The 566-nt window shown below is 48.2% G+C and carries 4 tRNA genes; all 4 read right to left on the reverse strand.

Annotated features, from left to right (window positions below):
* Positions 1-113: 113 nt before the first annotated feature.
* Positions 114-189, reverse strand: a tRNA-Met gene (locus HMPREF0083_RS07355).
* A 30-nt stretch (positions 190-219) separates the two neighbouring features.
* Positions 220-292: transfer RNA gene (locus tag HMPREF0083_RS07360), tRNA-Val, on the reverse strand.
* A 45-nt stretch (positions 293-337) separates the two neighbouring features.
* Positions 338-414, reverse strand: a tRNA-Glu gene (locus HMPREF0083_RS07365).
* 7 nt (positions 415-421) lie between these two features.
* Positions 422-515 (reverse strand) — tRNA-Ser (locus HMPREF0083_RS07370).
* Between the last annotated feature and the right edge of the window lie 51 nt (positions 516-566).

The following is a 566-nucleotide window of genomic DNA, read 5'->3' on the forward strand; positions in this document are numbered from 1 at the left end:
ACTCCAACTTCACCACGGCTCCGAATGACAATTCTTTATTTGAGCTGCACTATTTGAATACCACTGATTTCATCCGACAAAGATATTAACTCAACGTTGTTCAAATACAATAATGGTTGCGGGGGCAGGACTTGAACCTGCGACCTTCGGGTTATGAGCCCGACGAGCTGCCAACTGCTCCACCCCGCGATAGTAAAAGTTACATTGATTTGTCAATGATGGAGGATGACGGGATCGAACCGCCGACCCTCTGCTTGTAAGGCAGATGCTCTCCCAGCTGAGCTAATCCTCCGCAATGCTCCAACGTCACAAAACATGATGATTGTTAAAAATAAGATGGTGACCCGTAGGGGATTCGAACCCCTGAATGCATGCGTGAAAGGCATGTGAGTTAAGCCGCTTCTCCAACGGGCCACTTATATGGCGGACAGAGTGGGATTCGAACCCACGAGACGAGTTAACCCCGCCTACACGATTTCCAATCGTGCTCCTTCGACCAGCTCGGACATCTGTCCTCCTCTTAAGGAAGTGTATAGTAATTACACCCTGAAAACTGAATCAGAAGA

It is taken from the genome of Aneurinibacillus aneurinilyticus ATCC 12856 (assembly GCF_000466385.1).
GTDB lineage: Bacteria > Bacillota > Bacilli > Aneurinibacillales > Aneurinibacillaceae > Aneurinibacillus > Aneurinibacillus aneurinilyticus.